Genomic DNA, 24463 nt, shown 5'->3' with positions numbered 1-24463 from the left:
TATGAATAACGTGGTTGAGATAAATGGCATTACAAAACAATACAAGGATTTTACACTTGGCGAGGTTCACGCTGAGATCCCATGCGGATTTGCAACAGCACTGATCGGTGCGAACGGCGCAGGCAAGACTACACTGATTGATATTCTCTGCGGTGTAACGAGCAAAGCAGGCGGTGAAGCTGTCTATTTCGGGGATATGACCAATATAGACGACGATAAACTTCGTAACCGGATCGGGTACTGCTCCTCGGCAAACTTCTTCCCGCTTGACTGGACATTAAAAAAAATCGCAGATTCCATGGAACTTGGTTTTGACAATTTTAACAGGCAACGCTTTACGGAACTATGCAAGCGCTTTAAGCTTGGTGACCCGACAGACAAGAAGCAGAAAAAGCTCATGAAGCTTTCTGACGGCAATAAAATGCGAACCTATCTTGCTGCGATACTTGCAAGAAATACAGAACTGCTTGTGCTGGATGAGCCTGCATCATCGCTTGATCCGCTTGCACGTGATTTGCTCTGTGACCTGTTCAGGGAATATCTGAATGAGAGGGACGGCGAACGCTCCATTCTGTTCTCGACGCATAATATCGCCGATATGGAGTTTGCAACAGATTATGCGATCTTCATGTCAAACGGAAAAGTCATTGAGCAGGGCTTTGTTGAAGATTTGAAGCAGAAATACATTCTCATTCATGGTGATGCCGAAAATGCAGATAAAGCAAAGCCTTTCATGCTATCCTTCTCAGGCGGACGGACAGGCTTTGAGGGAATCGCGCTTGCAGAAAATGCAAAAATGCTCATGGCATACGATACTGCAATCGAAACACCCACATTGCAGCAGCTCAGTGTTGGTATCCTCAGAAAGGCGGAGGAAGATGAAAAGTAATTTGCTGACGCGCTCTCAGGCATATAAACTCTACACTGGAAACAGTATGGGAAAGGCAACTCTGATATTGAGTCTGATTGGCATACTGAGTTATCTTGCAAGTCTTCTGTTTATCTTTCTGACGTCATGGATTTCCAAGCACAATGCTTCAGATGCAATTCAGGAATTGAGTGGAACAGCTGTCGTAAACATATTTCTTACGATAGATGCTGGTATCATGCTTATGATAACAGGACTGATGAATTATGACAAACATAATCCCGGTGGAAAGTATTTTCGTTCAGTCAACGGCGGTTTTGATACGTACCGTAAAATGAAGAATGCTTCTCTCATAGTCCGTATCTCAGCACTCATCTCTGTCATGATCTTCGGCGCACTGACAGATATTTTTGGAATCATCAAACTCACAAACGGAATCGGTGATGTTGTATATATCGGTGCATTTCTTCTGATCAGTGTCGTACTTGTGAATTTCATGGGGCTCATCAAAAATCCTGCTGTTAGGGGATTTCTGTCACCGTTCGTTGTTTTTGCGGCAGGACTGTTCGGCGTGATATTGACAAGCGTTTTTGACGGAAATATCGGCATAGCACTTGCAGTGGCAGCGGTATCAATTCTGCTTATAATCATTTCTCAGAAAATTATGCTCAACGACTACAAAAAAAATCATTGGAAATAAAAAAAGGAGATTTGGAAATGAGCAAGATCTCAAGCGCATTAAAGCTATACATAAAAGCAGCAGCAAACCCATTTATCATCGGCTTCGGGTTGTTTATGATGATCGGAATGTCGATAGCTTTTATTGTTGCCCCCGACGCTGTCGGAAGCAAGGACTACATATCTATGCTGGAAGCGATTCAGATGGGAAATGTCGGAATAGTCTGCATGGTCATCTATGCAAATACAAAGATAAAGCAGAACAAGTTTTACAGTTCATGTAATTGTGCAAAGGAACTATTTGTATTCGGCCCGGTTTTCGTTGCCATAGTCCTGAATGTATTATATAACGCAGTGCTAGCGGTGTCAGCATATATCAATCTTGGGACGGTAGGACTCGCTGATTTGCTGGTATTTAACACGGTAAGCAGTGTACTGTTGATTATTATTTGCGGATCCCATGGCAAAAAAGATGTACCGTTTATAGCATTGATTCAAATAATCTCATATGTGGCTTTTATGTTGTTCCCGATTATATTAAAGATAGCATCGCGATTACAAGCTGTATTGCAGGCAATGCTGGGTCTTCCCCTGATAACATCAGTAATAATCCATCTAAGTGGCTATGTTCTTGCTGTTATTGCTACAATTGCAATTGAAAAATACTGGTGGAAAAAGGGCGACAAGTTCGTTATGCCGAATCAGGCGATGATGAATGCATTAGAAGGGGCGGAAAAAGAATAAGTCACGGTGATATTAATGCCGTTGATGTTTCATATATTCTTTCATACTATACATATAAATTCAAGGATTGCCTTGTATTGAAAAAAGTTTTCAACATAAGAAAAAGTTTTCAACAATAAGAAAATGTACAAACAAACCTTATATATTAGCAGAGCATATTAAGAGCGAAGAATATTACAAGCTTAAACTTTGGACTTGCAATTTCACGTTCAAATATCTAACCTGGATATAAAGGTGTGCTTGTATATTATATTATTGGAGGAACTATTTATGATGTTGCTTTTAAGGAAGAGAGATGTTTCTGCTTCAACAACTATCGACGATGATGTATGTGCCGAATACAGCCAAACTGTTTCTCTCGACAAGGTTAGAGAACTTCTTCAGCAGGTTAAACAGCTTAATAACTGTAGGTTAAATTTTAGGCTCAAAAGAGATGGAAACATCGTTTTGAGAGTTAACGACGTTACGTATCAGACCACAGATGATTAAGTAGATATTACATTCGCAAAAAATGCATGACGAAAAGACAGATCCGAGATCTGCCTGAAAAAAGATTGACATAATCGAAGAATTATGATAGTCTGTAGTTGAAGGGAATACAAAGCATTCAGATGCATGAGGTTATAGCCTTTTACATCATTATTTGCACGATAAAAAGTATCCTTATCATCAGGATCAGTAGGAATATGTATATCAGAACCGTCCACAGCATAAAGCCTGTAGCCGTGAAAGAAACTGTTCTGAGAAAATGCTTCATTGAATTTATGGAACAGATACTGAAAAGCAGCAGGAAGTATTTTAGCTCTTCTCTGAACGATAGCAGACACAGATACCATTTTTGAATCATAATCATAGAATTCTACAAGCTCCTTGCCAAGTGTCTGGCTGCCCATTCCGAGAATGAATCTCAATGTTTTTGAGAAAGACAGCTCACTTTTACGAACAAAATCTCTCTTAGGATCAACTACGAAATCAGAGTTATTTTTCTCCATGTTGCTGATAAGAGTATTAAGCTTGTTTTTGACGATATTACAGTATTTTTGCACGGTAAAACCTCCAATCAGATGTGTATATCTGATTAGCTGCGCCTCACATTTTTGGCTATTTGTCAATACCTTTTTGCAAAAATTTACATTATACATAAAAAAATAATCACAGGTTCTTTTTGATTCCTGTGATTATTTTACTTTTCCTTAGCTTAATGACATTACCCTCACGGGGACTCTCGATATCATTTTTTTATAAGTTTTGGATCTATCATAATACTAAGCTCATTTGTTTTGCAGGTAATCTTGACGTAAAGTGTCTTATAATCTCCTGGCGTTTTATTCCGAAGCAATTCAGTCAGCTCACACAACGGCTCGGCAATCGGCGTGAGCGCCAAATTATTCACGCCTCCTTTCAGTTTATGCGCAATATAGTAGGCTTTGTCGAAATCACCAGCTTCAAGCGCTTCTCCGAGTGCATCTGAGGAAAGCTCCTGAACGATTATACCCACGAGACGAAGATACAGAGCTTCGTTACCGGCGCAGCGCGACAGACCTGTTTTCGTATCCGCGCCATATTCCTGAAGTCTTTCAACAGTTAGCATACGTGTTCCTCCTTTTTCAGTTCATTGATGATCAATTTTTCAAATTCTTCTTTTGGAAGCGGACGGGAGAAATAATAGCCCTGGATAATATTGCAGCCCATAGCTTTCAGCTCGGCATACTGCTCAGCTGTTTCCACGCCCTCGGCGATCGTCGGTACTTCAAAGGATTTTGCAAGCCCGATCATTGTTTCGAGGAGTCTGGTATCCTTCTGCTCTTTGAATGCACTGCGTATGAACTGTATATCCAGCTTAAGAGCATCTATCGGCATATCGATCAGCATACTCAAAGAAGAATAACCGCAGCCAAAATCATCCATTTCGATGTAAAAACCAAGCTTTCGCAGATTTTTGACTGTTGTAATGATTTGATCGGTTTTTTCCGTATATGCCGATTCGGTAATTTCAAGTAAAAGGTTTTCAGTGGTCAGTCCGTTCATTTCAGTGATATTCAGGAGCTTGTCTGTCAGTTTCGGGTCGTACAGATTGATACGGGATACGTTTACCGAGACAGGCAGGGTAATATTCAAGTTTTCCTTCCAGTCTTTGATCTGTGATGCGACCTGCGACCAGACGTAGTTATCAAGCTCCTGGATCAGTCCGTTTTTCTCAAACAGAGGAATAAACACACCGGGACTAACCAGTCCAAGCGTCGGATGTTTCCAGCGTACCAGTGCTTCCGCGCTGCTTAAAACCGGAACGTCCTGTTTTACATCGAATTTTGGCTGATAGTATACGACAAACTGCTTTTCACGGAGTGCTGTGTGAAAACCGTCGATCAGCTGTTCTTCAAGGATCTCAGCTTCACGCATTGAATGATCAAAGAAGCCGATCGGAGCATTCAGATGATCACGGGCGGTATCTGCCGCCATTTTTGCGCGGTCAAATCTGCGTTCTATGTCAACATTTTTATCAGCATTGACGTAAACGCCCATTCTGAGACGCACACGGTTTCCGCTTATACTGTCCTCGTCGAGACAGGCAGACAGACGTGCGAGCAGTTCTTCGTAATTGTCTGTGTGTATGCAGTACATCATAAAGGTATCTGCTACGCTTCGGCAAACGATGCCGCCAATCTCATCCAGATATGACATTGCATTGTTTGCGATTTTTATCAGAAGCTCGTCTCCGCTGGCTTTTCCGTAACGGTCGTTGTATGTATGAAAATGATTGACGTCAAACACGATTGCATCCGTCGGCGTGTCTTTATGATACAGGTCTAATTGTGCGGCATAATGGTAGAAAAATTCCTTGTTATAAAGTCCCGTCAGCTGATCTCTTTCTGTCAGGCGGATGGTCTCCCGATCCTCAGACAGCTCTATTGTTCGAAGTATGCGGGCAAGGATCACTTTAGAAGCAGGATATGGCTTCGGTATAAAATCTATTGCTCCAAGTTTCAGACATTCAACCTCCGCCTCGTTGTCCGATGTCATCACAATGACGGGAAGACGGGAATATTGGGGATCTTTTTTTATCCTGCTAAGGACATCGATACCCTGAATGCCGGGAAGATTGAGATCGAGCAGAATGATACTGAGCGTTTCATACTGATCTTGAATGGTTTCCAGCGCTTCCTCTCCGGTTTCAGCGATTACGATTTCATAAACATCACCAAGCGTCGCCTTCAGCGTTTCCTGATTTACATAATCGTCCTCAACAAGTAAAATACGTCTTCTTTCTTCAGATATACTGAAAGCATTTTTAGCATTCATAACTATGCTCCTTCCTATTCAAAACTTCCATACATTGCGGCGGCTTCATCTATAGTAAGCTCGCCTTTTCCGACCTGAAATGACGCGACACGCATCTGGACCGTGAGCGGATCCGTGATCCCGAGCATTTCCGGTGAAATAATGCGATCGGATGGTACCTGGCCGAAAGGAGCGTAAACCGAATCAAAGGACAGATCCGTGGCAGGCGTCATCAGACGCTTCAGGGATGCCATATTATTCAGCTCTTCTTTTGTGATCAGAAATCTCATAAATTCATTTGTCATATCCGGATGATCACAGTTCTTGTTGACAGAGAACTCGATGGATGGACTGTCAATAAAGTATCCGCCATCATCTGTCAAAGGTATCGGCGAAAATGTATATTCAAAAGGCTCATTGGTGAACGCTTTCGACTGGCTTTCTCGTTTCTTCGTGCCGGATACAGTATCCCCGGTACAGATCATCATCGGTACATCGCCTTCAAAAAAACGCAGGATCACCTGGGTGTAGTTGTCTTCAATTTCATCACACGCATTGAGATCAATACATCCGTTTCGTATCAGCTGTTCTACTGTGTTCAGTGCCGGACGCATATATTCTCCTGCCGCAGGATCTAATGCATTGGCAAGTTCAAGGGCTTCCGGGTTCGATGCAAGTGTGGCTGCAAAGGCAGGATAAGCGACCGTGTTCATAAAACAGCCGGAGGACTTGAGACTGTAACCCATCATGGGACTGGTGTAACCTTTGCTGTGGAATGCTTCGCACACCGTCAGCAGCTCTGTCCATGTTGACGGGACGCTGAGACCTTCTTTTTTGAACAGATCGTTGTTCACCAGCATACCATAAGTTCTGGAAAAAACAGGTATCATCACCACTTGGTCATCTTTATCATGGTTGATCAGACCGGAGCGAATGCAGTCGAGATTCAGCGACAGCTCAGGGTCAGAAAGATCCTCCGCAAGTGCAAACATCTGATCGTATTTTGTGTTTCCTTTCATCCCGGCATTGGAGAAGAAAATGTTGGGCGGGTCATTTCCTTGCAGTGCCATCGATATCGTATTGTTATAGTCATCCAGTTTCACATAACTGAGTCGTACATTCGGATATACTTCGTTGAAGCGGTCAAACTCCGCTTCCAATGCTTCAAAGTTATCATAGCTTCCCGCTACTGTGATGCTGCAGCTGGTATTTGTATCGAGATGCGGAGCAAATCCGGCGGCGGATTTTTCATCCGTTTTGCTGCCGCATGCCGTCAGGGATACAGCTATGATTATAGCTGAAATCATGCAGGATAGCTTTTTCATACCTTTTTTTCCTCCTTAATTCTGCGAATCTCTTTGATTACGAGTTTAATGTCTACTGGTTTTGAGATATGTCCGTTCATACCGGAGTTCAGACATTCGGTGACGTTTTCGGAAAACGCATCCGCTGTCATAGCGATGATAGGAATGGATGATGCCCACGGATCATCCAGCGCGCGGATATTTTTAGTGGCATCGAGCCCGTTCATCTCCGGCATTTGTATATCCATAAAGATAAGATCATAACTTCCTTCTGCTGCAGATTTGATTTTTTCGACGCAGATACGTCCGTTTTCAGCACGTTCTGTATTGATCCCATACATTTCCAGGAGGGCTGAAATGACTTCCCAGTTGACATCAAAATCCTCTGCGATCAGGATGTTCATTCCATGCAAATCAGAATAGTCATTCTCAGGCTCAGCGGATTTTGCACCTGTGCCGAGAACATCGTTGATTGTATCGTAAAGCGTGGAGCGAAACAGAGGCTTGCTGATGAATGCGTTTGCGCCGGCTTTCTTCGCAGCACCCTCAATATCTGTTCTGTCATAAGCGGAAATCAACAGGATTGGGATGTCCGGCGAAACCGTCGAACGAATGCGGCGCGTCATTTCGATGCCGTCGATATCAGGCATTTTCCAGTCGAGTATCACAATGCTGTAATCCTGTTCAGTTTCGTGCCGATGCGAAATCATTTCGAGAGCTTTGGACGCACTTTCCGCACAGTCGGCAGTCACTCCGAGTGATTTAAGCGTATCGGCTGCGGTTTCCAGCAGTATCGGATCATCATCCACGATCAGGACATCCATCGGCTCAAGCACCATATCTTCTCTTTGTCGTTCCGCAATTGGAATATCAAGTATCACGGTAAATGTCGTTCCTTTTCCGGGTTCGCTCTGGCAGTTGATCGTGCCGTTCATAAGATCTACCATTTGCTTTGTGATGGCAAGTCCGAGTCCGGTTCCTTGAATGCTGTTTACACGACTGTCTGTCTGGCGCGAAAACGGCTGATACATATTTGCCATATACTCCGGACTCATTCCGATGCCGGAATCGGATACGATATAGGTCAGCTGCACACATCCGGGTTTCTTGCTTTCATCCTCGCGCATATCCACGCTGACATGACCGCCGGGTTCTGTGTATTTGATGGCGTTGGAAAGGATGTTGATATATATCTGATTCAGCCGAAGCTGATCGGCGTAGAGATATTCTTTTTCCATCCGACTGATGCGGAAGTGAAACTCGATGTTCTTTTCCTTGATCATCGGCTGAGAAATGTTCACAAGATTTTCCACTGCCTCGACGATAGAGAAGGTTTGCGGGCTGAGGATCAGTTTTCCGCTCTCGACCTTGGAAATATCAAGGATATCATTGATCAGAGTGAGCAAATGATTGCTCGCCAGCGTGATCTTTTGCAGATTCTCACGGACTGATTCCGTATCGTCGAGATTCTTTTTTGCGATCGTTGTCAGACCGATGATCGCGTTCATCGGCGTGCGGATATCATGTGACATCGTTGAGAGAAAATCTGTCTTTGCTTGGTTCGCAAATGCCGCTTCTCTTGCTGCTGCATGAAGTTTCTGATTGAAGTAAAGCATAACTGTCAGATCAAACACGAACAGGATCAGAAGACCGACTGAAACAATTCCGACCAGCATCCAGTTTTCAGTGTTGACGTTCAGCTCATTCATCGGCATAAAGCTGAGAAGCACCCATTCCGCTTTTGAAGCGATCGGAGTATAAGCGAGGATACATTTCTCGCCGCGGGAATTATACATAGAAAATGAACCGGTTGAAGAAGTGATTTTTTCAAATATCTCCTGTGCAGCAGTATCACCGGAATTGTAAGACCTGTAAAACTCAAAGAAATTGGAATTTTTGAAAGAATGATCCTTGATGATATAATTGCCGTCCGCATCAATCATGGAAAGCTCTGCATTTTCATACTCTTCCTGAGGAAAGATCCATTTCTGCTCCAATTCTGATATTGGCAGTACACGCAGCAATATGGCGTCTTTGGGAACATCGGTATCCGGATCGTAAAGGGTTATAAGATTGCAGAACGCCAGAGATTGTTCGCCGTTGACCGGATTCGTATATGCACGGGAGATATTAATGGAGCTTCCGATGTCAGAGATCCAGCGCACATCTTCGAGGAGAGACACCCGCGCATAAGAAACGCTGTAATCGTCAGGGGCGTCCTGCCTTGCTTTTGAAGAGAGCCCGGACAGCGAATCAAGAAACACAATATGGGCAGAAGCGTTAGGAAGCACATGAGAGATCCGGATGAAGGAAACGGCTTCGTCAATTGTCATGTTCCTGCTGTTGATATAGCGTGCCCACACATCGCAGATGCGTTGTTCGCCTTCAAGATAATTCTCAGTGACACGTTCCATCGCGATCGTGGTATTTTCAAAATGTTCTATCTGTCTTTGCGCTGTGTTTTGGCTCTGAGTATTGGAATACAGAACCACAAAGATCAGCATAGCAATCATAATGAACACGTTAACAATAATGACCATAGTTTTTTTCATAACGTATTCCGCTCCTAAATAATCTTACTTCCATGCCTCTTAGTAAAAGTTGTTTCGGAGGCTTATTTCTGATAAACGATAATGACAGTCAACATAAGTTTCTTACCAGATACGGCAAAGAACATAATATTGATAATTATATAATGGAATAGTTTTATCTTATATAGAAATAATATCATAATGTTTGAATTGATTCAAATATATTTTGTTAACAATGCACATATTTTCGTTTTTTGTATATTTGTACAATCTTAGAATATGTCTGTTGTATAATGTGACAAGATAAAAACGCTCTAAATAATGATACTTCAATTGCTTTATACTCATCGGATAATCCAATAACAGGAGCACCAAGTTCCGAATAACTATATTCTTCTTACACTTACAAAGAACCTAGATTAAGCGTAATTCATATTAATCTGAAAAGACCGCAGATTTATTTGCGGTCTTCATTATAACAAAAAGCTCTCACAGCCGAAACTGTGAGAGCCTTATTGTTTTTATTCAGATATACATCTGATTTCTTGACGGCCTTTATCTTAAACCCGAGAAATTCAGAATAGTGTCTTTTAAGATTTGTTATCTTAGACTTCTGTGGATTTACCTCTAGTTTAAGAACTTTTGCCAACCATGTTGTAACAGCTTTATAAATAGACTCAGCTTCATTGTGGCTTCTGCACAGCACCTTAGTAAGAGTGTTCAAGTTGTACCCCAAAACAGCAAATTGCATTTTATCGTGACAGAATAAAAGCGTGGCAGAATAAATAAAGAACATAGGCGGCTATCTTATGCTGATAGTCGCCTTAATTATTATTATGTACTAATTGTAGAAATGAATTATGTATCATCACACTTTTATTACAATTAAAGAAAAATCAAAAAGCAATTTGCATGTCAGCAGAGGCGATTATTAAGATGTTTTGCATTGTTGATCCTTAGAATTCAGCATAACAGTATCAAAATCCGAAATATAATTGTTCTTTTCAGAAATAGAATTCTTTAGTACTATAGGCATATCTATAACATCTATACCTATATCTGTATCAAAAATCAAATCAATAGATACAAATGGATCACTAAATACATCTGAGATTACTTTATCATCAAAAAAGATTCTATTCCACCCTTCAGAAGCTATACTTGCACAGTTATGTGTATAAACGTTATAGTAATTATTCTTGTTCCAATACTCTATGATTTTATCTAATTGTTTTTTGGTTATTGGTTTTTTGTAACCATAGGATGTTCCCCATGGTGTAGCTTTACTTAAATAACCGTCATCACTAAACTCCCAATTGATATGGATTTCTCCAGCATATGATTCTATTGTATTTTGATATAATAGATGAATAACTTCTTTTATTATATATATATATGGGTCAAGTGCAAAAATAAGATCGGCTCGATTTGGTTTAAAGCTTAGTATTAAATCTTCTGCCGATGAACCAATGCTTATTACCTCGTTTCTATTAATTTTCAAATTTTTGTATATAGTATCAATACCTGAAAGATTCATTTCTGTATTTACAGCACTTTTGAATAACAACCATGAATGTCCAAAATCAGTGATATATTCATGTTGACCATCAGCACTGGCGACAGTCAGATAACCTACTACACCACCATATAATCCAAAATCAAAAGGTGCACTATCTTCGTTATCAGGTATTCCGTCATTATCTGTATCAGGATCTACTGGACTTGATTTCAGTTTAACAGTAGTTTTTCCATCTTTTGTCTCAATTGAGATTTCATCACCGTTCTTTAACTTATCACCATCGAAATCATCGCCGCCGTTTTGTATTTCATCGTATGTTTTATTATCGAATACGCGAGTTCCTGAATCTGTTCTGAGCTTACCTTCACACATCGTCTTTGTGTAGTAATCAGAGATGCCATCGTTATTAATATCTGAGGTATAATCAATAGTTTCAGACTCTACTTCATGAAAAACATCATCAAGATCAGGAATATCATCTTTTTTAGCACCTGCTGTTGCATAGAAATATTTTCCGCCTGTTTCTGAAGCTACCTGTCTAAGTACAGATTCTGTTACATCACCCATGCCTATGGTATATATTGATATTCCTGAAACATTCGCGGTTTTAATCAGTTCATCATATGGATAGCTTATCTTGGTATCTTCTCCGTCGGTTAAAAATACGATATATTTGTATTTTGCGGTAGATTTTGAGAATAGTCTTATAGCTTCATAAAGTCCGTCTGAACCGTTAGTTCCTGATTTAGAAGTAAAGCCAAAATCATATTTAATAGAGTCAATAGCGTCTGTTACTTTGTTTTTGTCACTTGTAAGACTGCAAACAACGTCTGCCTGTTTAATGAATTTAACTACTCCCGCTTTATCTTTGTCAGTGCGAAGTTTTTCAACGAATGATTTACAAACATCACGGAAGAGCATATTCGGATCGTTCCACTCCATACTCATTGAGTAATCAACAACGAATACTATATCAAGTGAGGCATCAGGGTTATAGTTCATTTCGCGTGGCTTGATCTGATATTGCCAGGCTTTTTCAAACGCAATGCGGTTGAGGAGAATGTATTTTGAGAAATGGCTCAGCTGAGCAGTAGCTGTATTGCCTGAAACAGTAGTTTCAAGTGCTTCGAGTTCCTGTGTTTCCTCGTTGAAGTAATAGATTACAGGCTCAAATTTATCATCATCTGTGAGAGCTTCATCAAAGGTGAAGCTGAGTTTAGCGCTGATAAACGGGTTACCATCTAGAGTAAAGTCGTATGCAGGTGATGTGTAGCCAGGAATTGTATCATTCAGAAAAACATTGCTGATCTGCTCTGCTTCAAATTCAGCAGCATACTTGCCCTCGCATTCAAGCTCTATGCTCATAGCGCCATCAGTCTTTTTTATAACAAATGACTGATCAGCATTAAGCGGATCAAAGCCATTAGTCTTTTCCCAACCATCAGAAGCGCCGTCACCGTCGGTATCTTCATTTAGCGGATCAGTTCCGATAGCTTTTTCTTCACTGTCGGTAAGATCGTCCTCATCAGTATCAAACTTTAGGGGATTTGTTCCGATTTTGAACTCGTTTATATTGATTATTCCATCGTTATCTGAGTCCTCGTCTTTATCTAAGACTCCGTTACCGTCTGTATCCTTCTTTCTCGTATCAGTATTAAGGAACATGATCTCCTGATAATCAGTAATACCGTCATTATCGGTGTCCATTGTCTGATCGTTACTCTCAAGACAGTCCGGCAGACTGTTGCCATTCTTATCTATTTCATTTGTCCACATGGCATATATTGTTGTATCAGCGTTAACAGGTGTGTCAAAATCATAGATCTGCGAGAGTGATTGGTCAGCATACCAGCCAGCAAATGAGAAGCCATCTCTAACAGGTGTCTTTGGCTGTACCGCAAAGTTGCCTGCCGCTACTGTTTGATCTGCTATCTCGCTGCCGCCGTTTACAGCAAATGATACTGTGTATGAAGCAGCTGTATCTGTTTCAGGAACTGTAAAGCTCATTTCAGCTTTTACTGTATAAGCATTACCGGATACCTTTATTGTCTTATCTATGCTTATAGTTGTCTTATCAGCCGAAAATGCATTGAGTGGTGATACTGAAGTAATGAAGCCTGCACATATCATAAAACTCAGGATAGTTCTTGAAGCCTTTCTGTTCTTCCTGAGCAGAAAAGAACCTGCTCCGAGAGCGAGCATAATAAACAGAATCGTTGAGATATGGCTGTCATCACCAGTCTTGGGACTATTTACCTTTTGTAAAGCCGTAGGGCCATTTTTTACAAGAGTTATTTCCTTTTTGAACTGTTCACCTGACTTCAGAGTAATGTTTCCTGAAGTCAGTTCACCTGATTTAAGCTTTAGCCCCTCAGGAATAGTAAGTTTTACACTTGCACCGTTAATATCATATGTATTTGTATTCTTGGCACTAAAAGTAAACTTCATATCGTCTGTGTTGGAAAAGACTTCCTTATTAGACATGAGATCAGTTTCAATCCCGTCTGAAACAGCGTTTGATGCTGCGAAAGCAGTAATCGGGATATTGAGCGTAAGCATAAATGCTATAACGATTACCGCAATTAGTCCTATTTTTTTGTTCATTTTTTTCTCCTATATATCATTATTTTGTACAAGCATTTCCAAACTCTTGCAATACTATTTTATGTTTGTGATAAACGATTTGTCAAGTCGATTGTTGCTGTATTCTGTGACATCTTCTCGTGACTTCTTATAGTAACAATGACAGATTAATGACACTTTTGCATTCAGTTAAATAAATAAGCGTTTTCTCATATAGAAGAAACGCCTATTTACCACTATTTGCGTGGAGCTGATGATCGGACTTGAACCGACGACATACGCCTTACCAAAAAAAATTGGCAGAAGTGGCTTTTTATTGCTGTAGCAAAGCATTGAACCCTTTTTAAAAATGTGATAAAATATTTTTTGGAAAAAATGTCCTACCCGATGTCACAAGTACGAGTGTATATAATGAAAGCGATCGCTGAACAGAATAGGAGGAACACATATGACGGATCAGGAGTTCAAGAAACACATGGAACGATCACCGGAAGAGTGCATGAGAGCAGTTTTCGATGAATACTGTAATTATGTATATGTTATAGCTGCAACTAAACTCAAAAGCTGCGGTACTGCGGAAGATATAGAGGAATGTGTGAGTGACGTTTTTACTGAGGTATTCAAAAAGGTAAATTATATTGGTGAGCGTGAAGGCGACCTAAAAGGATTTATAGGAGTTATCGCTAAACGCAAGGCAATAGATATGTACAGAAAGCTTACTGTAAGAGCTGACAGAACCATATCTGCTGATGATGAAGTGCTCAGAGAAATATCGTCGGGAGAAAATATAATCGAATCTTCTGAGATGTCAGAGCGTAATTACATCTTATTCAATAAAATAAAAGAATTAGGCGAACCTGACACAACGATAATAATAAAACAGTACTACTACAATATGACGGTAGCTGAAATAGGAAAAGCAATTTCAATGACAGCAGCCGCTGTACAGAAACGAAGCGTCCGCGCAAGGCAAAAGCTGAAAAAGATGCTTTGTGAAGTCGGCATAAATTATTAAGGAGGGATATGTATGAAGACTAAAGAAGAAATGTTCAATGAATTCGACATTGACCTTGAAACTGCAGACAGAGTTGCGAAGGAATATCCGTCCCTGTCAGCTTCAGCAAGAGAGAGGATGTTTAATATGACTAAAGAGAAAATGAATATAACAAGCAATGCTGATGAGCCAAATAAGAACAGTGTAAAGGGCGTAGAGAATTACAATCGTCCAAGATGGATAAAGTTTGCAGGCATGGCAGCAGCTTTCGCTATAATCGCAGGCGGTATCGGCGGAGAAAGCTATCTGCTCCACAAAATGAATAAGTCAGTTCCGGGCTCATCATCTGTGACAGATACGACTACAACATCTTCCGTGACAGAGGTCACTACTACATCTGATGTGACAACAACTGTTACCACAACTACAGCAGCTGCCGAGACAACTACAGCAATAGATGAGTCAACTCCTGAGGGGATTGCACATAAGCTTACAGATAATTATTGGGATTATGAGTGCTTCTTTGATGTTACTGCACGTATAAGGGGGGATTTTGAAGGTACTGACAGTTTAAAGCTTAACTGCACTATGCATTATGACACGCTGACATCTGATGCAGAGCTGGAATATTGTAAGACTACTGATGAAAGACTTACAGAGAAAACCATGGACGGGGTAAAGAAGCTGTACAATACTTATTACGGCGAGAATTATGATCCGTTCTATTCTGTCAATGCTGAATACACAAATAACAATGCATTATTCGGGCCTTCATTTACAGCAGATACTCTTCCTGCTGACGGAAAAATAGATCATGCATATACATATATCGAGTATGAGGGTGAATTATATCAGAAATGTTTCCATAAGGATTATATTTTAGGTAATCACTGGTCAGACGATCAGACAGAGGTAACTGATGTGACAGAAAACTCCTTCACGCTTAAAAGAAAGTTTAATAACAACGCAAATGGAATGTACGATGAAACGCACGGTGAAGTAACGTTTAAAATAGCATTCGATGAAGCTGCTCAGGATTGGAGAATAGAGCAGAAGGATATTGATTATGACTATCCAAGTACTTCAGCAGTTGTAAACTGATCCTATAGCTGTGAAATAAGCGGCATATGAGCTTACTGAAAAATCATAAATATTAAAAATAAAGAAGCTGTTCGCAAAGAACAGCTTTTTTTGTAAAATTAAAGTATGTTAGTTATCCTCTAAAAATCGTTGACAATGTAGTATAAAAAGCTTATAATATTTATAAAGGAATCCATATTTTCATTGTATTATGGAGTGATAAGCTTATGGCTCATATTAAAGCAAATAAAAATAAAGCTGGAAAAGTAATCAGTTATCGAATTTGGGCTTCGGATGGCTATAATGGAAACGGAGGACAACGTCTTAAGAGTAAGACATGGAAAGTTCCTACAGATATGACTGAAAAGCAAGCAGCAAAAGAAGTTGAAAGAATAGCCATACAGTTTGAAGATGAAGTAAAGAATGGAGTTGTTGGTTCTCAGAGAAATTTAAAACTTTCTGACTTTATTCCAATGTATCTTGATGTGAAAAAAGATATTCTTGCTCCTCGTACATATGAAACATATACGAAAATCTGTAGTAATCTTATCTTACCGTTATTAGGTCATATAAAGCTCGTAGACATTAAGCCTGCTCATGTACAGCAATTCATAAAGTATATTCAGAATAACAGTAATACAAAGCCGTCACCGTCCACTATAAAGCGTAAGCTTGCTGTACTGCAATCGGTATTACATCAAGCTGTCAAACTCGGATTAATTCAGACCAATCCTGCTAACGCTGAAAGGCTTACAATGCCAAAGGTGATAACTCCGAAAGTGGAGATATTCACAAAACAGGAAGCTATCGAAATGTTATCATGTTTGGAAGATGAACCTTTACAGTATAAAGCTATTGTTTATCTTGCAATAATGAGTGGAGCACGTGAAGGAGAACTGACTGCTTTGAAATTCAGTGACGTTGTTTTTATCAATAACAGAATCACTATTGAAAGAGCCGCTTATAAGCTTAAAGGCGAACCGATAACAACAAAGCCGCCAAAGGATAACGATGTTCGAACAGTTAAAATAGATGAATACACCATAGATCTTATACGCCAATTAAAGGCAGAAAAGGAGCGGGAACGTCTGAGACTCGGTACTGCTTGGGAAGGTGACGAATGGCTGTTTACAACATGGAACGGTTCAATTATGCACCCTGCAACGCCATCACATTGGTTTCGGGATTTCTTAAACGTCATGGACTTAAACATCGTAAATTTCACGCTCTGCGCCACACATCAGCTACACTTCAATTATTAGGCGGTGTAAATATCAAACAGGTATCTGGGCGATTAGGTCACGCCGACTTGAGAGTAACCAATCAATATTTGCATTGCCTTTCAGAAGCAGATGAAGTCGCCGCTAATGTATTACAAGAAATGCTTATAACGAAAATAGAAAAAAAGGATGACATTAAAGATAACACACACCAATTTGAGGAAATCAATGAAGAAATATCATAAGAATTATACGAAATATAGATTAATGTCGATGCTAAAAAGTGTAAAGAAAGTGTAAAGAATGATATAAAAAACTATAAAACGAAACAAATGATTATGAGAAGATTTGTGATGCATTTCACGTAATATTGGCAAATATCTAAGAATATAATTATTGATAAAAGATAACATGAGTCTCTGGCAGTGTGGGGGTAAGGGGTTCAAGTCCCCTATGGTCCACCAGATTTAATGACGAGGAAATGGCTTAAAATAGCCGTTTCCTCGCTTTTACTTTTAGACGAAAAATGGCTTTGTCCGCTATTTGTCCGCTACTGCTCATTTTAGCAGCAGAAAAAGCCGATAATCAGCCCTTTTGAAGAAAGCCAAAAACACAGTCCATTGCTTCAGAAACTCTTGCCTGTGCTGTCTGGAATACATGGGAATAAATATTCAAAGTTGTAGCTGAATTACAATGTCCTAATGCCCCCGAAACAGTTGTAACGTCGATCCCTGCTGAGATCATAGATGAAGCAGCAAAGTGTCGGAATGAATGTATTCCATAAAACGGCAGCTCATTTGCGTCGCAGAGATCGCGCAGCCATTTATACGTAGTATGGCTTCCCATTGTCTCACCGTTCCACCTCGTGAAGATACGGTCGGTATCTACCCATTTGTCACCAAGTCTCAGGGCTTCGTCTGCTTGCTCATCTTGGAGATCACGAAGCATTTCAATGATCTGAACAGCTATCTTCAGAGTACGCTGTGAACGTCTTGTTTTGGTAGTATCCGTATAAGTACCTACGCCTGAGACATAGTTTGCAGTTCTGCGGACACTTATCGTGCAATTATTAAAATCAACATCTTTCCATTCCAAGCCAAGCATTTCTGCGCGTCGGAAGCCGCTGTAAGCAAGGAGAAAGAAGAAAACCCGGTATTTCAACGGCTGATCCTGCATGAGCGAAAGAAGTTTCATCATTTCTTCCTGAGAATATATCTCTTTCTTTTTGGACTCGCCTTTAGGGATTATTACCTTACTGCACGGGTTGTCAGAAACCAGTCCTGAGCGTATGGCATAACTAAATACATCTGAGATAAACGTGAGGTGGTGTATGATCGTTTTTCGTGAAAGAGGTTTTCCTGTATTTATATTGGCTCCTTCTTTGGCAAGTGAATTTATAAAGCCTTGAATGTGACGAACTGTGATTTTATCAATGCGGAGATGACCGAGCAGGGGATATACACGATGAGTGATATTTCTCATTCGATATAATGTGGTGTGGCGGAGATTAAGATTTGCATATTCTTCAAACCATTCCTCCGCAAGCTCCTGAAACTTAATTGCAGAAGTTTTGTAGCCGTAGTTGCAGGCTTCTTCAAATAAAGTTGCCTGTCTTTCTACCTCTTTCTTTATTTGCTTTGGTGTCATTCCTTTTTCGGATTTCCAGGTCATGGACTGCTCCATGTGTTTACCGTTAATATCGTAGCCGCAGCTTACCCTTATAAGGTAGCTGTCGCCGCGTTTCTTTATGGTTGCCATAAAATACCTCCTATATTTATGACATACCCTTGTACATATATAATCTTACCGTAATATGATATATATGTCAAGTAAGTTAGTGTGTCTTTATGGGGCGTGTTATTGTTTTTAGTATCTTTCGCTGCACTCGGAGAGGAAAAAACTATAAAGCCTTGTAATTATTGAGTTCTGTAAGCACTTCTCTGATCTTATCCTCATCTTTACTTTCATAGGCGATATTGTACAAGCTTTTGTCCTCTTTATTGGTGAAATAGGCGAATAAAATGTCTGAGTTAATCAGTGTGTCAAGCTGTGCCTTTGTCAGTTTCGCCTTATAGCGCAGCTTTTTTCCGCTTAGTGCAGCATTCTTTTTGAGCTTAGCGTATATCCAAGCATTTTTCTTCTGCGGAGTCTCGTCAATCTGCTTGTCTTTTGACGGATAAATAAGCTTTTTTATCAGCTCTGCCTTTTCAGGGAGAAAAGCGACATTGAACCTATCACCCTTATCAAAATAAGCGAATTTTATACAGTTATCCTCCAGTATCTTCTTCTGTTCCGCTGTTATGACAAGATACTGGAGCTTTTCGTTGTTTTGTGCAGCTGTTTCCTTTAGCTCCTTATACATGAGCTGATTTTTGATACGCTGGCTCTGATCGTCGAGCTGTTCGGACTTGCTCTGCATTTCAAGCAGCTCCAACAGGAACTTCCTGTCCTTATCCTTGATAGTGATAGTTACGCTGCTGTCAGCTCTGCTGAGCTTTGCTGAATACAGTATAGTTTTGCAACATCTACATGACGTGAAATATGTCCAACAACGATACTGTCAAGCATTGCACCATAAAATGCTGATACACAACCTAAAAGAAGTACATATGGATTATCTGTACAACAACCTGCAAGTGTTGAAAAATCAGTTAAAGCATCGGTAGCTAATTTTAAATTGTTGATTTTTTTTTTTTTTCAAGTATTGATTTCCATATATCACGAATGTATATTACTGCAACTATCTTTTCTCCTGGATCTAACTCCTCATAGGTGAATGTTTGATATTCTAAATTATTATCTTTTTGTAATAATGTTTCTTTTCCCTCTTGAATAAGCTTGCCGTTTTTATACTTGTTGAGCTTTACAGTCTGTTTAGCGCTCAATAATCAGAGAAATCCATTTCGCTGTTATCCCATGTCTAATTACCGCACTGAAAAATGCAGGCGTCGAAGCCCCGTATATACTCATGCCGAATTCAATGAGCGGTCCTTATGTGACATACTGGGAGAACAAATATCCCGAAGAAGTATCAGGAGTTATATTCTGTAACAGCATCAACTCGGCGGAGGAGGAAATGCCCGAAGAAGGAATTCCGAAATTAATGCGAAACGGATTTGTCGCGATCGGCGCTTTCGCCAACAAGACAGGCTGGACAACAGCAATGCATGCTTTGTTTGCAAAAGAAGATGAAAATTATTACGGTGAATATGCAAAAGATGCTTTAGCGTTCAAAAAGGCGTCCGTTCCGAATTTCGGAGAAGTAAAGAACTATAACATCAATATGAGAACAGCATGGGATTCCATACAGGCAAACGATATCCCGAAGGTGTACATAACGAACGATTATGAAACACTTGAATATGTAAGAGATTATCTGATGTTCACCTACGGTGAGGTCGATGAAGAACTTGCACAGGAGCGTTTTGAAGAAACTCAAAGTGAACAGCATAAAGAACACAGGAGAAAAATAAGTGAATACTGCAAGAGTTTCGGCAACTGCGAAGAAGTGAACATCCCTGCAAGTCATGACATATCCGACCGAAAGCCAGAAGAATTTGCAAAAGAAGTTGAAAAGCTGATAGGCAGGACCAAATGATATAGTTATGATAAGATAATGCTCCTGAAACACTGCTTATATGAAGAATAAATGATCATTGAGGACGGCGTAAAGCCGTCCTTTTTTTATTTATGGATTTCAAAATGCATGCAAAAAAATCTTTTCTTACCACTTATATCACTTTCATTATCTCTGTGCTGTTAAGCCCGCACCGATACGGTCAGAATTTGATCCCGTTTAAATCAAACCAATTGTGTAAATTTACATTACGATTGGTACTACCAAAAATACTTCGCGGTACATAAATTACAGTATATACAGAAACTATAAGTACAGTGTGCTTTTAATACTACAAAATGTACAGATAATATGAACATTTTTTAAACAAAAGTGAAACTGTTCTTTTATAATTGGTACTGTTTTTTGTAAAAATATACAAAATTATTCACTTACCGCCTTGCTAAGTTAAAAAAATACTTTACAAATATACCCCTATATGATAAAATTAAGTGTAATATTATTTTTGAGGACATTCAAAAATAATATGATCTGAACGAAAGGGGGCTGCTTTATGTGAGTACGATCGCAAAAGAAGTAACAGGAAAAGGTAACAGCAAAGGATTTTACGTATATACAATCATCCGAAAGGTATTTATATACTGTTTGTCTATTTTTATTGTTGTTGCAGCTGTTTTCTTTGCGGCAAGCAAAAGCCCGAATAAGTCGATTCTGGGTTTCAGGTATTATATTGTACTTACTGACTCGATGGTTCCTGAGTTTTCAAGCGGAGATATGGTCTTTGTAAAGCGTACCGATGCTGAAACGATAAATGAGGGCGATATTATTACTTTCAATCCTTCAAGCGGAAGTGATGCTTATCTGACTCACCGAGTTACTGAAAAAATAGCCGATTATGAAAATACAGGCGTGATCTGTTTCAGAACAAAGGGTGACGCTAATGATGCCGAAGATACCTTTCTGATTGATGAGAGCCGAGTTATAGGAAAGGTTCAGTTCCACATACCTAAGCTCGGGAGAATAGTCAGGTTCGTGCAGCTCAGGTGGTATTTTATTTTGCCATTGATCGCGCTGCTGTTTGTATTTTTCAGGATGATGAAGTATTATTTTGACCTGAAGGGGAAAGAGAACAGCGATCAGATAGATCAAAACAATATGACAGAAATTAAAAACAATTAAAGTAGGAGGATTAGGTATGAAAAATGACGTTTCCAAGAAGAAAACTTCTAAAGAAAAGAGAGTGCTGATAGCTGCATTATGTATTGCTGCTTCTGTAATTGCAGGAAGTACATTCGCATGGTTCACTTCTCAGGATGAGGTTACTAACCGTCTGAGTGCGAAAGGCGCATACAATACGTCAATCACTGAGACATTCACTCCCCCGGAGGATATTGTGCCTGGTCAGGAAATCAACAAGGATGCCGGAGCTGTCAATACGGGCAATATTGACTCCATAGTAAAGATGACGCCCAGTGCAACGATCAATCTGACCTATGATAAGCCGACAGATCTGCCGACTGATTTCACAGGTTTTGTTGAACTCACTGCGGAAGAAGCAAAGGCAATGCAGTCAGGCGGAATGCTAGCATTTACTGGTGGAACGGCATTAGCAGCTGTTTCTGATGCAACATCCATGACTGTCAGCGGTAAAGCTGGAACTGCTGCTTCTGCAACGGATCCGCTTGCCGTGTATGATGCGGCACTTGAAACCGTGCAGGTAAGCTCGTCTACGTTTGTGCCTAATGCTACGGGATACTATGTCTTTAAGCGTGACTTTGAGCCGGAAGGCACACCGCATTATTCCGGGTATTATGCTGTAGTGGCTGGTGCAGATGTAACTTATTATGCACTTCAAACACAAACTGAAACAGACACTACTCAGACAACAGGTTCACAGGTTGTTTCGACTCCGTATATCATTGAAGCGGATGCGGTTGCCACCAAAGCACCTAAGCTGCTCAAGACTACCACTGTGACCGACAAGGCAGTTACGCTTGCGTATGATGCAACTACACCAGGCAGTGAAGTAATCAAGGCTTCTTATACGCCTGATGGAGAGACTACACCTATCACCTTTACGATCAATCTCCAGAACATTGGTAATGGTACGGTTGCTGATAAGTGGCAGAATGTCGGCGGAAGCAATTCGTCTGCCGGTGCCTTCTATTATACGAATGACCTCGAGTCCGGTACGACATCGACTATGCTGGTTGATTCTGTTGTATTTGATTCTACGAATACATTTGCGTACTCGACACTTGACTTCGACCTGGATCTTAAGCTGGATAGTGTTCAGGTTGTCACAACGAATGAGGGTATTGAGGTGCTGCCGGGTGCAACTGCTGCTGGTTCTCAGCAGGCGATCCTGGGTGCAAAGGCAACTGCAACAAATTCCGGAAAAGAGATTAACACCATTGCGTGGGCTGCTACCACCTGATCACCGGATCTTAACAACTAAATTCTAATATGTAAAAGGAGGGAGGCTGGCTTGATGCGTGCAAAGAAAAAGTTTGCGGTGCTTGTAGGCAGTCTCCTGCTCCTTTTCTGCAACAGCCTCACGGCTTTTGCGGAGGTCACTTTGCCCGAAGGCGCGGTAAAGGGACTTCCGGAGAGGCTGACTGCTATGGATTCCGGCGGCAATGCTGTCAATTCAGAAACAGGCGAATACTTCTTCCGCGTAGAAAACATGGACTATGGTGTGGACTATACCAAGGAGATCCAGCTCATGAATCTGCGCGATGATAAGGCATATCATATATATTTCTATGTTGAACCTTTGTTCAAGGACGGCGAGATCGACCTTGAAAATGGCTGCGATTGTACATTCTGGCTGGACGGTCAGGAGTTTTATAAAGGAAAAGTGACGGGCGAACCCGACAGTGGTTATATCGACCTGAGAAATGAGGTCTATGACTGCGGTCTGTATGATCCGGGAGACAGCCATACGCTGAAATGTTCTGTGATATGGAACGACCTTGATGTTCTGGTCGGTGCGGACAATGGGCACAGGCTCGTTGATATCGATGGTGAGCATGTTTTGGTCGGATCACAGAATGCGGGCTATGTTGAGGGTGAGATAGAGTTCAAGTGGATATTCTATGCCGCTGTTGATGAGGACTATGTTCCTCCTCATACAGGACTTCTGGCTGCAAGCAGCAGATCATGGCTTATTGCAATAGCTGTTCTTGCTGCGCTGACAGGAGGAATGACACTGCTGGTATTGTTGAAAAAGAAAAGGAAGGACGCTCCGCACAATTGTCAAAAGGTGACACCTGATGAAGGTTAAAGCTGCATTAGCTGTTGTGTTTTTGCTGCTATGTGCAGCAGCGTACTGTGCATATCGGTATTATAAGGAAGATGTACTTCCTCAAAAGCAGATAGACGATGCTTATGATGAAGCGACAGAGCTTTTCGGACAAATAAGACCTGAAACTCTTAAGGCAGAAATTGATGCCGAGGCGGTAAATGATGATCTTCTCAGCAATGCTGAAAAAGTCAGCAACAGAGTTGTTGGCTGGATAAACATTCCCGATACGCATATTGATTTTCCCATCGCACAGGCAGATGATAATGATTTTTATCTTCATAACGGCTTGGACGGAACATATAATTATGAACTTGGCTGTCCCTTTCTTGATTATCGGTGTGAGTCTGATTTCAGCGGTTTCAATTCCATCGTATATGCACATCACATGACAGAACAGCGGATGTTTGCGGATATTTCATTGTTTTCAGACAGCCGATTCATGGAGGAGCATCCCAAAGGATATCTTACACTTCATGACAAGGTTTATGGTGTAAAGTTTTTTGCGTATATGAATGTTTATCCCACTGCACCTGTATACACTTCGCTTTTTATGACTTCTTCAGAGAAAAAGGAATATCTTGAATATATCTTAAAGGAGTCAAAGTACACGCAGATGACCGAAACCGAAGAGCTTGATGAAAATTCAAATCTGCTGCTTCTTTCAACCTGTACTTATGAGTATAAGGACGCAAGAGGCGTACTGGTCGGTATTATAGAACCTAAAATTGAAAAGCAGGAATGATCCCCCATGATATATCCTGTTGAAAATCAGAATTTGA

Annotated in this window: 23 protein-coding genes; 13 read left to right on the top strand and 10 right to left on the bottom strand. The window is 40.6% G+C overall.

Annotated features, from left to right (window positions below):
- Position 1: 1 nt before the first annotated feature.
- From N774_RS0106555 to N774_RS0106540, 4 genes are all read left to right on the top strand, one after another.
- Positions 2-889, top strand: coding sequence for an ATP-binding cassette domain-containing protein (locus N774_RS0106555; RefSeq protein ID WP_024860477.1), 888 nt, complete (start codon positions 2-4; stop codon positions 887-889).
- A 217-nt stretch (positions 890-1106) separates the two neighbouring features.
- Complete coding sequence (locus N774_RS0106550) at positions 1107-1568, top strand: hypothetical protein (protein WP_155250371.1); 462 nt, start codon at positions 1107-1109, stop codon at positions 1566-1568.
- A gap of 17 nt (positions 1569-1585) precedes the next feature.
- Entirely contained in the window at positions 1586-2290 is a 705-nt protein-coding gene (locus tag N774_RS0106545; RefSeq protein ID WP_024860475.1) for a hypothetical protein, read from the top strand.
- Positions 2291-2560: 270 nt separating this feature from the next.
- Complete coding sequence (locus tag N774_RS0106540) at positions 2561-2779, top strand: hypothetical protein (RefSeq protein ID WP_024860474.1); 219 nt, start codon at positions 2561-2563, stop codon at positions 2777-2779.
- Here the strand turns inward: N774_RS0106540 and N774_RS17040 are convergent.
- The 7 genes from N774_RS17040 to N774_RS0106505 form a co-directional block, all read right to left on the bottom strand.
- Positions 2776-3282, bottom strand: a complete 507-nt coding sequence (locus N774_RS17040; protein WP_155250370.1) for a hypothetical protein — start codon at positions 3280-3282, stop codon at positions 2776-2778. The two genes, N774_RS0106540 and N774_RS17040, sit on opposite strands and share 4 nt — an antisense overlap.
- 239 nt (positions 3283-3521) lie before the next feature.
- Positions 3522-3881: an Hpt domain-containing protein gene (locus N774_RS0106530; RefSeq protein WP_024860472.1), complete on the bottom strand. Its 360-nt coding sequence runs from the start codon at positions 3879-3881 to the stop codon at positions 3522-3524.
- Complete coding sequence (locus N774_RS0106525; protein ID WP_051463384.1) at positions 3875-5590, bottom strand: putative bifunctional diguanylate cyclase/phosphodiesterase; 1716 nt, start codon at positions 5588-5590, stop codon at positions 3875-3877. Before N774_RS0106525 ends, N774_RS0106530 begins: the two co-directional genes overlap by 7 nt.
- A 14-nt stretch (positions 5591-5604) precedes the next feature.
- On the bottom strand, positions 5605-6894 hold the full coding sequence (locus tag N774_RS0106520; protein WP_024860470.1) for an ABC transporter substrate-binding protein: 1290 nt from the start codon (positions 6892-6894) through the stop codon (positions 5605-5607).
- Positions 6891-9425, bottom strand: a complete 2535-nt coding sequence (locus tag N774_RS0106515) for a response regulator (protein WP_024860469.1) — start codon at positions 9423-9425, stop codon at positions 6891-6893. The genes N774_RS0106520 and N774_RS0106515 overlap by 4 nt, the downstream gene beginning before the upstream one ends.
- Before the next feature lie 436 nt (positions 9426-9861).
- Positions 9862-10128, bottom strand: coding sequence for a hypothetical protein (locus N774_RS0106510; RefSeq protein WP_155250369.1), 267 nt, complete (start codon positions 10126-10128; stop codon positions 9862-9864).
- Positions 10129-10335: 207 nt separating this feature from the next.
- Positions 10336-13527: a VWA domain-containing protein gene (locus tag N774_RS0106505; RefSeq protein WP_024860467.1), complete on the bottom strand. Its 3192-nt coding sequence runs from the start codon at positions 13525-13527 to the stop codon at positions 10336-10338.
- A gap of 427 nt (positions 13528-13954) precedes the next feature.
- Between N774_RS0106505 and N774_RS0106500 the strand changes: the two genes are divergently transcribed.
- The 4 genes from N774_RS0106500 (at position 13955) to N774_RS19760 (ending at position 17045) form a co-directional block, all read left to right on the top strand.
- Entirely contained in the window at positions 13955-14521 is a 567-nt protein-coding gene (locus N774_RS0106500) for a sigma-70 family RNA polymerase sigma factor (protein ID WP_024860466.1), read from the top strand.
- Positions 14522-14533: 12 nt separating this feature from the next.
- Positions 14534-15601, top strand: a complete 1068-nt coding sequence (locus tag N774_RS0106495; RefSeq protein WP_024860465.1) for a hypothetical protein — start codon at positions 14534-14536, stop codon at positions 15599-15601.
- A 206-nt stretch (positions 15602-15807) separates the two neighbouring features.
- Positions 15808-16842: a tyrosine-type recombinase/integrase gene (locus N774_RS0106490; protein WP_024860464.1), complete on the top strand. Its 1035-nt coding sequence runs from the start codon at positions 15808-15810 to the stop codon at positions 16840-16842.
- On the top strand, positions 16755-17045 hold the full coding sequence (locus N774_RS19760) for a tyrosine-type recombinase/integrase (protein WP_242836572.1): 291 nt from the start codon (positions 16755-16757) through the stop codon (positions 17043-17045). Before N774_RS0106490 ends, N774_RS19760 begins: the two co-directional genes overlap by 88 nt.
- Positions 17046-17385: 340 nt before the next feature.
- Here the strand turns inward: N774_RS19760 and N774_RS0106485 are convergent, their stop codons facing one another.
- The 3 genes from N774_RS0106485 to N774_RS0106475 form a co-directional block, all read right to left on the bottom strand.
- Positions 17386-18558, bottom strand: a complete 1173-nt coding sequence (locus N774_RS0106485) for a site-specific integrase (RefSeq protein WP_024860463.1) — start codon at positions 18556-18558, stop codon at positions 17386-17388.
- Positions 18559-18700: 142 nt separating this feature from the next.
- Positions 18701-19234 (bottom strand): hypothetical protein, encoded by a 534-nt coding sequence (locus N774_RS0106480; protein WP_024860462.1) that lies wholly within the window; start codon positions 19232-19234, stop codon positions 18701-18703.
- Positions 19235-19472: 238 nt separating this feature from the next.
- Positions 19473-19685 (bottom strand): hypothetical protein, encoded by a 213-nt coding sequence (locus N774_RS0106475; RefSeq protein WP_024860461.1) that lies wholly within the window; start codon positions 19683-19685, stop codon positions 19473-19475.
- Positions 19686-19780: 95 nt separating this feature from the next.
- Between N774_RS0106475 and N774_RS0106470 the strand changes: the two genes are divergently transcribed.
- From N774_RS0106470 to N774_RS0106450, 5 genes are all read left to right on the top strand, one after another.
- A complete protein-coding gene (locus N774_RS0106470; protein ID WP_207640549.1) occupies positions 19781-20398 on the top strand; it encodes a hypothetical protein in 618 nt (205 codons plus the stop codon).
- A 534-nt stretch (positions 20399-20932) separates the two neighbouring features.
- Entirely contained in the window at positions 20933-21556 is a 624-nt protein-coding gene (locus N774_RS0106465; RefSeq protein ID WP_024860459.1) for a signal peptidase I, read from the top strand.
- Positions 21557-21572: 16 nt separating this feature from the next.
- Positions 21573-22814 carry a BsaA family SipW-dependent biofilm matrix protein gene (locus N774_RS18125; RefSeq protein ID WP_024860458.1) on the top strand — a complete coding sequence of 414 codons (1242 nt, stop codon included), beginning with the start codon at positions 21573-21575 and terminating at the stop codon, positions 22812-22814.
- 54 nt (positions 22815-22868) lie between these two features.
- Positions 22869-23663: a hypothetical protein gene (locus N774_RS0106455; protein ID WP_024860457.1), complete on the top strand. Its 795-nt coding sequence runs from the start codon at positions 22869-22871 to the stop codon at positions 23661-23663.
- Positions 23653-24426 carry a class B sortase gene (locus N774_RS0106450; RefSeq protein ID WP_024860456.1) on the top strand — a complete coding sequence of 258 codons (774 nt, stop codon included), beginning with the start codon at positions 23653-23655 and terminating at the stop codon, positions 24424-24426. The genes N774_RS0106455 and N774_RS0106450 overlap by 11 nt, the downstream gene beginning before the upstream one ends.
- The last annotated feature ends 37 nt before the right edge of the window (positions 24427-24463 follow it).

Origin of the sequence: Ruminococcus flavefaciens AE3010 (assembly GCF_000526795.1) — a bacterium.
GTDB lineage: Bacteria > Bacillota > Clostridia > Oscillospirales > Ruminococcaceae > Ruminococcus > Ruminococcus flavefaciens_D.
The sequence above is the reverse complement of the archived record's forward strand: the minus strand, read 5'-3'. Positions and strand labels throughout refer to the sequence as shown.

What these genes read in the sequence shown, in the direction of transcription:
- N774_RS0106515 (WP_024860469.1), bottom strand. Translation starts at nt 9,425, where the DNA reads ATGAAAAAAACTATGGTCATTATTGTTAACGTGTTCATTATGATTGCT.
- N774_RS0106500 (WP_024860466.1), top strand. Translation starts at nt 13,955, where the DNA reads ATGACGGATCAGGAGTTCAAGAAACACATGGAACGATCACCGGAAGAG.
- N774_RS0106520 (WP_024860470.1), bottom strand. Translation starts at nt 6,894, where the DNA reads ATGAAAAAGCTATCCTGCATGATTTCAGCTATAATCATAGCTGTATCC.
- N774_RS18125 (WP_024860458.1), top strand. Translation starts at nt 21,573, where the DNA reads ATGAAAAATGACGTTTCCAAGAAGAAAACTTCTAAAGAAAAGAGAGTG.
- N774_RS0106485 (WP_024860463.1), bottom strand. Translation starts at nt 18,558, where the DNA reads ATGGCAACCATAAAGAAACGCGGCGACAGCTACCTTATAAGGGTAAGC.
- N774_RS0106495 (WP_024860465.1), top strand. Translation starts at nt 14,534, where the DNA reads ATGAAGACTAAAGAAGAAATGTTCAATGAATTCGACATTGACCTTGAA.
- N774_RS0106545 (WP_024860475.1), top strand. Translation starts at nt 1,586, where the DNA reads ATGAGCAAGATCTCAAGCGCATTAAAGCTATACATAAAAGCAGCAGCA.
- N774_RS0106505 (WP_024860467.1), bottom strand. Translation starts at nt 13,527, where the DNA reads ATGAACAAAAAAATAGGACTAATTGCGGTAATCGTTATAGCATTTATG.
- N774_RS0106525 (WP_051463384.1), bottom strand. Translation starts at nt 5,590, where the DNA reads ATGAATGCTAAAAATGCTTTCAGTATATCTGAAGAAAGAAGACGTATT.
- N774_RS17040 (WP_155250370.1), bottom strand. Translation starts at nt 3,282, where the DNA reads ATGGAGAAAAATAACTCTGATTTCGTAGTTGATCCTAAGAGAGATTTT.
- N774_RS0106470 (WP_207640549.1), top strand. Translation starts at nt 19,781, where the DNA reads ATGAGCGGTCCTTATGTGACATACTGGGAGAACAAATATCCCGAAGAA.
- N774_RS0106540 (WP_024860474.1), top strand. Translation starts at nt 2,561, where the DNA reads ATGATGTTGCTTTTAAGGAAGAGAGATGTTTCTGCTTCAACAACTATC.
- N774_RS0106450 (WP_024860456.1), top strand. Translation starts at nt 23,653, where the DNA reads ATGAAGGTTAAAGCTGCATTAGCTGTTGTGTTTTTGCTGCTATGTGCA.
- N774_RS0106555 (WP_024860477.1), top strand. Translation starts at nt 2, where the DNA reads ATGAATAACGTGGTTGAGATAAATGGCATTACAAAACAATACAAGGAT.
- N774_RS0106455 (WP_024860457.1), top strand. Translation starts at nt 22,869, where the DNA reads ATGCGTGCAAAGAAAAAGTTTGCGGTGCTTGTAGGCAGTCTCCTGCTC.
- N774_RS0106490 (WP_024860464.1), top strand. Translation starts at nt 15,808, where the DNA reads ATGGCTCATATTAAAGCAAATAAAAATAAAGCTGGAAAAGTAATCAGT.
- N774_RS0106550 (WP_155250371.1), top strand. Translation starts at nt 1,107, where the DNA reads ATGCTTATGATAACAGGACTGATGAATTATGACAAACATAATCCCGGT.
- N774_RS0106530 (WP_024860472.1), bottom strand. Translation starts at nt 3,881, where the DNA reads ATGCTAACTGTTGAAAGACTTCAGGAATATGGCGCGGATACGAAAACA.